The organism is Puniceibacterium antarcticum (genome assembly GCF_002760615.1).
In the GTDB taxonomy this organism is placed as follows: domain Bacteria; phylum Pseudomonadota; class Alphaproteobacteria; order Rhodobacterales; family Rhodobacteraceae; genus Puniceibacterium; species Puniceibacterium antarcticum.
In genome coordinates this window covers 1-4,578 of record NZ_AWWI01000160.1, presented here as the reverse complement: position 1 = coordinate 4,578, position 4,578 = coordinate 1, and the positions used below count along the sequence as shown (strand labels likewise).

Here is a 4,578-nt window from a genome sequence, read left to right as displayed (position 1 = left end):
ATCGCGCGTAAATTCATAATATGAATAGTAGACTATATTTTATATCTGTTGGAGTTATTTCCGCGGCGTTCTTAGGTTGGAGTCACATCAGCCCAAAGGAACAACCCATGACCAAGACACTCGTCCTTCTGTTTCACCCCAATCTGGCAGCATCGACCACAAATGCGGCGTTTGCCAAGTCAGCAAGAGCCGTCGAAGGCGTAAGCGTCGTCGACATGCAGGCCCGTTATCCGGACAGCGCCATCGACATGTTTACGGATGCTGAGGTGGACGCCCAAATGCTGCTGGATGCAGATCGGATCGTGCTACAATTTCCGTTGCAGTGGTATGCGACGCCTGCCCTGCTGAAGGCGTGGCAGGACGCCGTGCTGACCCGCATGTATTACATCAACGCCGCTACGGAAGGTGACCTCCTTTCCGGGACGCCCATCATGGTTGCCATGACCGCCGGCAACATCCCGAACGCCTACACGCCCGAAGGACAGAACTACTATGACATCGACGCCCTTCTGACGCCGCTGAAGGCGACCGCCTATCGCTGCGGTCTGCCTTGGCACGCACCTTACGTGGTCTACAACGCCGGCAAGCTTGACCCCTCCGAACTCTCCGCTGCAGCGGACGGATATGCCGATGCACTCCGCGCGTTCATCGCCGCGACAGCGCCCGGACACTGCGGCCACTTCAGGTCTCAGTTCCGGTGCGCGACGGTCACGACATGTCTCAGTGCTACTCTTTGCGCCCCAGCCACCATACCATTCATTCTCCTCACACAGGACCGTCCCCATGACTCTATCTGACACTCAAAACCCAACGGCTGATACGAACGACTCCTCGACTACGCGAGACCGCGTAGCCAAATATATCATGATTGCCTTGGGGGTTTCGACGCTCGGCGCATTTGCCAACGCGGCCTTCGAGCTTGGCACGATCCCGCCCGACCGCATCGTGTCGCACACCCGGGAAATGCTGGCTTACCCCGTCTTTGCGGGTCTGTTCGCGCTGCTCGCCTTCTATCCAAGACGCATGCCGGGCCTGTGGGAGCTCGTCCTGTTCCAAAAGCTTGGCATCACGTTCTTCAGTTTTTCCCTGCTTGGATCCGCAAGCGGTGCCGTCGCATCGGATGACCCGATGCTGCGTCTGATCGTCGACGGTGTCCTCGTCTCGCTCACACTCGTCAGCTACGGGCTTGTTCAAGGCTGGACTGCCTGGCGTAATCTGCATTGACCCGGATCAGGCAGAATTGGCTTTCCCGCCGGGTCATTTCCAGGCATCACCCGATCGCTTCCATATCTTGACGTTTCAGTGCGATCTGCACGCCTCTGTCAGCTTCCATGCGCAAGAGGTGTTGCTTTAGCGCCGGGTAGTCGTCGATTGAAAGCGGCGTCTGCGCGATCCAGCGCGTCAGCACATAAAGGAATGTGTCAGCAAATGAGCGCTTGCCGAGATACCATTCGCCGCCGTTATCGCTCAGAATGCCGTTCATGCGATCGTAGTGACCGGCAAGAGTCTTGTATGTCTTATGTTTGACCTCGGCCTGACCACTTTCGGTCTCGGCCAGATTCTGTGGGCCAAAGTGACCGCCATAGGCCGCATGTACTTCCGACGTCATGTAGGAGAGCGCTTCAGCTTCTTTCCGACCGAGTTCAGTGTCGCGGGCGTAGCTGTCGGATCCATGTGCTGCACCGAGCCAAGATAAGATCGCTGCGGCTTCGGTCAGAACGTCGCCGTTTTCGAATTTCAACGCAGGCACTTTGCCCTTCGGGTTGATAGCGAGGTAATCGTCTTTTTTATGGTCACCGTAGGCCATGGTGTGGATTTTGACCGGTGCGTCCATCCAAGCCACAGCGATATTTGGCGAAAGTGAGCAGGTTCCCGGCATTGTATGAAGCGTTGGCATTGGGTTCTTCCTATTCTGTTTGTCGATTCACGTTGATCAGATGACCACCGCCGCACATTGATCTGGACGCGAATGGGTTCGGAATAACGGAAACTGTCTTAGTGAAGCTGCTTCCCTCTAGTCACATAACGAAAGGGCAGGACATGAGTTCCTGTTCCCCCGAAATCACTCATTTGGAATAGGACTCAGTGAACGCCTGAAAACCTGTTAGATACGTTTTCAGCCCGTCGCGCAGAAACTACCGATCCGTCACCAAACGATCGAATAACGGAATCATCTCGTCCCAACCACGCCTGGCCGCGGTTTCATCGTACCTGGGAAAATCCGGTTTCATCTATTCATGGGCGGCCTGGTACGTCTCGTGCATGTAGGTCACCCCCGCTGTATCGAGGGCCTCTTTGAACCGGTCCGCCATTGCTGACGGGTAGAACACGTCGTCCTTTGCTGTCGCGATGTAGAGCTCGGCGTTCAGCTTCTGAGCGTATAGGTGTGGGCTATCGGAGGCGTTGGTTGCGAGGCCGCAACTGCGGAAGCTTGCAGCGGTGACGTGTTGAATTCTGTAAGAAATTGACCCAGTTTTTCGAAATGTGGCGACCCACCAGCTGTCAGTAATTTCGTCGACTCTTCAGAAGTTTACCATCTCTCAGAGTGGTCAGCGCCAAATGGAAAAATGGGTCAATTCGATCGGGAAAAAAAACAGACCAGTAAGCGATGTGGAGATTGAAACAGAATAATGTTCTTTTTACTTTCTGACGGGTCAGTTCACAGCACTGGCTTCATCAGCTAGCGTGCTCTTGGCCAAGCGCTACGGCGAAGGGGACGAGATAGCTTGCTGGAGGGTGACATGTGGTTGCTGAAGGAGCCGGTGCATCTGGGCATTCTCGTCGATTATCTCGATCGTCTCTTGGCGGCTGAGACGGATATGACGGCTGAAAATGAGGCGGGGACAGGATAGCGAATAAGGAGAATAAGTGATGACAGAGGATAGCGATTTTCTCGGCGCTGCCGAGGTAGTTGAGAAGATGGATCGCTCATCCAAGCAGGCGATGTTCCTGCTGTACGATCATGAGATCGGAGCGTTTCGATGGCCGCTCCTAACCGTGCGGCGTCGGCAATACATGGAATGGCTTGGGGTGGTGCGAAGAGTCGATTTTCGGGCGTCTCATGTTGAAGATCAGCGGTGCGATGTACGCCTCTCGGCAAGTCGGTAAGCAAGCTCTTGCACGAGCAAGTTGCTGCCTACTATGCTTGTAGGGCTGCGATGAACGATGAGATCCAGGACTATAAAGCGGACTTCCGCAAGGCTGGGTGCTGGGAGCAGATGGTGTTGGAGAATCCTGTCCTTGAAAAGCGTTTGCAGGGCGCGAGCGACAAGAGGCTCAAGGAGGTCTATTCGATTCTGGGTGGATCTGACATTGTTTTGATGGAGAACCCCACAGCATCTGGACCTAGTGGACGCAGCTAGTAGCTTAACCGTATCACGATGACTTCGGCTGGCATCAGACAAGCAGTAGAGAATAATCTGGGAACTCCCGCCCGATCGCTCTCTTGCGGCCCAAGTGTGGTGCGAACTGTCTCTCTGAGCCAGCCCGCACCACGGCCACACGTCGGTCAGGGCGGCGGGTCTCGGCCCTACGGATAACGACTGCTGTTGCGGGTGCTTGTGTTTGTAGTCCTGCGCTTTAAATCTCTTGCCTTTGTTTCAGAAAAGATCCGCGCCGATGAAGCGGCTCACATGATCCGAAAGTCAGGACGAGGGATCGACGGGCTTCGCCCGCTCACCCCCGCACTGGCATGATCCTTTTTTGTCCGCCCGACGGCGGAAGCGGGAACGAGACACAAACCGTCAGTCGCAACACGAAAGGAATGACACTATGAGCTATATGAACCGTTACATGCGCGGTATAAGCAACGGCGGATTCGCCACCGGCAAGGCGCTGACCGACGATGAACTACGCGCCCGTGTCCCGAGCATATTTGCGACCGAAGCCCATGAAAGCCGTTCTTAAAGGTTTGCCCCTATCCCAACAATCGAAGTGGTGACCGGCCTGCGTGCAGAGGGCTTGAGCATCGCATTCATGATCACGGCCAGGCGGCGGGCCAGCGCGATCCGGGCCTTGCGCATGTTGGATCTCTGCGCAATTGCCATTGCCCAATCCTTCAGTTTCAGCACTCTCTTCTAGCGCGTCAGCATGACGTTAGCTGCCTCGTAGAGCAGCGTTCGGACGCGTCGATCTCCAGTTTTCGATATATGGCCGGTATAGTCGACCTCATAAGTCTTCTCCTCTAGCTGATGACCCTGATCTTATCAGAGGTCTTCGAAGAGCTGTCCGACCATTACTCCATGTTGAAAAAACTCGCATCCCCGCAAAAATAGGCTGGATCAACAGAATATTTTCCCGCAGAAACGCCTTATATAAAACTATCTTTGCAAAATAGCCTATATCGAGGACAAGGTTCCAATTCTCAGGGTCATTTTTCGCGCATCGGAGTTTTTCAAGGGAATAAGCCCCATCACGGGCATCGCCAAGTTGTTGCCTCGAGCTTTTACGGTTGGAGTGATCGGCGGATCAAGCCGCCATGTCGGCGGCGTAATCTGCCCAGAGGCTGAAAGCATCGGCCCGGGCGTGGCGGTATGATGTTGCGGTGAGCCTATAACGGCGGGGACGGAAGATCAGGTT

General features: G+C 54.9%; 6 protein-coding genes and 2 pseudogenes. 5 read left to right on the top strand and 3 right to left on the bottom strand.

The annotated features are described in order from the left end of the window. Positions 1–107 precede the first annotated feature (107 nt). Together P775_RS22530 and P775_RS22525 are read left to right on the top strand one after the other, a co-directional pair. Positions 108–797, top strand: coding sequence for an NAD(P)H-dependent oxidoreductase (locus tag P775_RS22530; RefSeq protein WP_099913090.1), 690 nt, complete (start codon positions 108–110; stop codon positions 795–797). Continuing rightward, positions 784–1,224, top strand: coding sequence for a hypothetical protein (locus tag P775_RS22525; protein WP_143520973.1), 441 nt, complete (start codon positions 784–786; stop codon positions 1,222–1,224). The genes P775_RS22530 and P775_RS22525 overlap by 14 nt, the downstream gene beginning before the upstream one ends. A gap of 46 nt (positions 1,225–1,270) precedes the next feature. On the opposite strand, the gene P775_RS22520 is transcribed toward P775_RS22525, so the two are convergent. Continuing rightward, a complete protein-coding gene (locus P775_RS22520) occupies positions 1,271–1,897 on the bottom strand; it encodes a glutathione S-transferase family protein (RefSeq protein ID WP_099913088.1) in 627 nt (208 codons plus the stop codon). Positions 1,898–2,871: 974 nt separating this feature from the next. Between P775_RS22520 and P775_RS22515 the strand changes: the two genes are divergently transcribed. The 3 genes from P775_RS22515 (at position 2,872) to P775_RS29485 (ending at position 3,906) form a co-directional block, all read left to right on the top strand. Further along, positions 2,872–3,108: a hypothetical protein gene (locus P775_RS22515; RefSeq protein WP_099913087.1), complete on the top strand. Its 237-nt coding sequence runs from the start codon at positions 2,872–2,874 to the stop codon at positions 3,106–3,108. A gap of 50 nt (positions 3,109–3,158) precedes the next feature. Then, a complete protein-coding gene (locus P775_RS22510) occupies positions 3,159–3,362 on the top strand; it encodes a hypothetical protein (RefSeq protein ID WP_143520972.1) in 204 nt (67 codons plus the stop codon). A 409-nt stretch (positions 3,363–3,771) separates the two neighbouring features. Continuing rightward, entirely contained in the window at positions 3,772–3,906 is a 135-nt protein-coding gene (locus P775_RS29485; protein WP_281256113.1) for a hypothetical protein, read from the top strand. Here the strand turns inward: P775_RS29485 and P775_RS22500 are convergent. Both P775_RS22500 and P775_RS22495 read right to left on the bottom strand, forming a co-directional pair. Next, positions 3,903–4,169: pseudogene (locus P775_RS22500) on the bottom strand (hypothetical protein); the annotation flags it as partial. The gene P775_RS29485 and the pseudogene P775_RS22500 sit on opposite strands and share 4 nt — an antisense overlap. A 298-nt stretch (positions 4,170–4,467) precedes the next feature. Next, positions 4,468–4,578, bottom strand: a pseudogene (locus P775_RS22495) (IS6 family transposase); the annotation flags it as partial.

Bases quoted from the DNA above. Each gene is read 5' to 3' on its own strand.
- P775_RS22530 (WP_099913090.1), top strand. From the start codon at position 108: ATGACCAAGACACTCGTCCTTCTGTTTCACCCCAATCTGGCAGCATCG.
- P775_RS22525 (WP_143520973.1), top strand. From the start codon at position 784: ATGACTCTATCTGACACTCAAAACCCAACGGCTGATACGAACGACTCC.
- P775_RS22520 (WP_099913088.1), bottom strand. From the start codon at position 1,897: ATGCCAACGCTTCATACAATGCCGGGAACCTGCTCACTTTCGCCAAAT.
- P775_RS22515 (WP_099913087.1), top strand. From the start codon at position 2,872: ATGACAGAGGATAGCGATTTTCTCGGCGCTGCCGAGGTAGTTGAGAAG.
- P775_RS22510 (WP_143520972.1), top strand. From the start codon at position 3,159: ATGAACGATGAGATCCAGGACTATAAAGCGGACTTCCGCAAGGCTGGG.
- P775_RS29485 (WP_281256113.1), top strand. From the start codon at position 3,772: ATGAGCTATATGAACCGTTACATGCGCGGTATAAGCAACGGCGGATTC.